The following is a 2,309-nucleotide window of genomic DNA, read 5'->3' as shown; positions in this document are numbered from 1 at the left end:
GGTTGAGTTTTATCATTTTTTTCTTTTTCTTTGCCATGGTGTAAGTGTAGCTTAAAATCCTAAGGCTAAAGCCTTTATAGCTTTGCTAAACTCTCATAAAATAACCGATGGGAAAAATAAATGGTCGATCTCACTGTCGATGAATGGACGCAAGAAGAGTTTTTACGTCATAAAAAAGAGCTTGAATCAGAGGGGACGAAAGTACTACTAATTGATACAATACTAAACCCTATCGACGGTGCCGAGACGACCCTTTACGCTCCGCCGTTACTGAAAAATGAGCCGGAGGGGAGCGTGTTTGTGTTTTACTGCGACAGCGGCAAATCGTCCAAAGAGAGGCTAGGAGAGTTTAGAACCAAATTTCCGAATCATGTATGTATCAGTTTACGGGGAGGGCGAGGATATTGGCGCAAGAATCTACGGGTATAAGAATAGCATTTGAAGCCTACGCGCGTTCTCTTTCAGAAGGGCGTTATTATGACGCCCATAATGACTTGGAACATTTATGGTTTCCCCGTCGTTTTGATAAGGATGATGAGGTTCTGTTTTGGAAAGGGCTTATCAGTGCGGCGGTGAGTTTTGAACTTTTAAAGCGGGGACGCCCGGAGGCTTCGCAAAAAGCGTGGCAGACCTATCTCAAATATTCACCCCTTTTCAAAACGCTTGTTACCCCCCATAAAGAACTCTACGATAAAATAGTACAACTTATTGAAAAAAAGGTCGGAAATGTCTGAATTTTTAGATGCTATGAAGTTTCGTCATGCGTGTAAAGTGTTTGATGGTGAAAAGCAGATTCCTGCTGAGGAGTTTGAGTCACTCTTGGAAGTAGCACGTACGTCTCCCTCGTCGTTTGGGATGGAACCGTGGAGAATGATTGTGATTCGTAACCCTGCCCTTCGCAAAGCACTTAAGAGTGCCTGTTGGAATCAAAATCAGATTACCGAGTGTTCTGAACTGGTAGTTTTTACGACCGATAACGACACGGTACGAAGCGGTACACCCTATGTGCGGAAAATGTTTGAGCGACGAGGACTCCCGGCAGAGGCCGTTGATATGTATATGGGTGTCTATAAAAACTATTTAGAGCCGATCGAGTGCGATGAGGTATTGTTGGAAAATTGGACGGCAAAACAGTGCTATATTGCTTTGGCAAACATGATGACCTATGCGGCGACATTAGAGATCGACAGCTGTCCGATCGAGGGGTTTGATAAAGAGTCAGTTGAAGCGATTCTGGATCTTGAATACGGTCACAGTGTTGCCGTTATCTGTGCGTTTGGATACAGAGTAAATCCTCAAAGTCCTCAAGTGCGTCTTGATTTGAAACAGATCGTTGAATACCGCTAAAAGGGAATCCGATGTTGCAAAAAATGGAATACTATACAGAACGTGTACTTGAATACGGAACCGACTACGGTATCAAGGTCTTAGGTGCTCTTGCTATTTTCTTTATCGGAAAATGGGTTATACGAAAAGCTATTACTTTGATGCGGCACGGGATGGTGAAGTCTCGCGTCGATGAAACTTTGATATCGTTTTTTGCAAATGCGATATATGTGGCATTGATGATTGCCATTATTGTTGCAGCAGCGAGCAATCTAGGGATTAATACCACTTCGTTTGTCGCGGTATTCGGTGCGGCAGGGTTAGCGATCGGGCTGGCGCTCAAAGATACCCTAGCCAATGTCGGGGCTGCCGTGCTGATTATCTTTTTCCGCCCTTTTAAAGTGGGTGATTTTATCGAAGTCTCGGGAGTGATGGGGACGGTTAAAATCATCAATCTTTTCTCAACGACGCTAACGACGGCGGATAACCGCTCCATTATTATTCCCAACGGAGCTTTGATCGCCGGTAATATTATCAACTACACGGGGAATGAAACACGTCGGATCGATATGACGTTTGATATCGATTACAAAGATGATCTCAAACTTGCGAAAACGATTGTGTCGGAGATATTGGAGTCTCATCCTAAAGTGCTTCAAACGCCTGAATCCCTTGTGGCGGTTGGGGCGTTGGCACAAAATGCCGTTCAGCTTATTGCTCGACCGTGGGTTAAGGTGGAAGATTATTGGGATGTTACCTTTGAGATTACAGAATCGGTAAAATTAGCGTTTGATCAGCACCATATTACGGTTCCATTTCCGCAGATGGTTACCCACGTTAAACACGAAGATTAGCGATTGTTCATCAAAAAAGCGAGGGTTGCGCCCAGAGCGGCTATCGCACCGGCAATAAAAAGATATTCGGGAGCGTATTGATAGACGATTCCAGCTCCCAATGCCCCCACAAATCCCCCCAAACCGTAT

Annotated in this window: 4 protein-coding genes; all 4 read left to right on the top strand. The window is 44.5% G+C overall.

Annotated elements, in window-relative coordinates; all coding sequences use genetic code 11:
* Positions 1-120: 120 nt before the first annotated feature.
* Genes A2517_RS06405 through A2517_RS06390 form a run of 4 tightly spaced genes read left to right on the top strand, consistent with a single transcriptional unit; the run spans position 121 to position 2,180 of the window.
* Positions 121-429 (top strand): hypothetical protein, encoded by a 309-nt coding sequence (locus A2517_RS06405; protein WP_294895262.1) that lies wholly within the window; start codon positions 121-123, stop codon positions 427-429.
* Complete coding sequence (locus A2517_RS06400) at positions 405-734, top strand: DUF309 domain-containing protein (protein ID WP_294895260.1); 330 nt, start codon at positions 405-407, stop codon at positions 732-734. Before A2517_RS06405 ends, A2517_RS06400 begins: the two co-directional genes overlap by 25 nt.
* Positions 727-1,347 (top strand): NAD(P)H-dependent oxidoreductase, encoded by a 621-nt coding sequence (locus tag A2517_RS06395; RefSeq protein WP_294895258.1) that lies wholly within the window; start codon positions 727-729, stop codon positions 1,345-1,347. The genes A2517_RS06400 and A2517_RS06395 overlap by 8 nt, the downstream gene beginning before the upstream one ends.
* Before the next feature lie 11 nt (positions 1,348-1,358).
* A complete protein-coding gene (locus tag A2517_RS06390) occupies positions 1,359-2,180 on the top strand; it encodes a mechanosensitive ion channel domain-containing protein (RefSeq protein WP_294895256.1) in 822 nt (273 codons plus the stop codon).
* Positions 2,181-2,309: the final 129 nt, after the last annotated feature.

The sequence above is a fragment of the Sulfuricurvum sp. RIFOXYD12_FULL_44_77 genome, from assembly GCF_001830725.1.
GTDB lineage: Bacteria > Campylobacterota > Campylobacteria > Campylobacterales > Sulfurimonadaceae > Sulfuricurvum > Sulfuricurvum kujiense_A.
Note: the sequence above shows the minus strand (reverse complement) of the source record. Positions and strands in the feature narration are given on the sequence as shown.

Excerpts from the sequence above, each read along its gene's own strand:
- A2517_RS06405 (WP_294895262.1), top strand. The coding sequence starts at position 121 with ATGGTCGATCTCACTGTCGATGAATGGACGCAAGAAGAGTTTTTACGT.
- A2517_RS06395 (WP_294895258.1), top strand. The coding sequence starts at position 727 with ATGTCTGAATTTTTAGATGCTATGAAGTTTCGTCATGCGTGTAAAGTG.
- A2517_RS06390 (WP_294895256.1), top strand. The coding sequence starts at position 1,359 with ATGTTGCAAAAAATGGAATACTATACAGAACGTGTACTTGAATACGGA.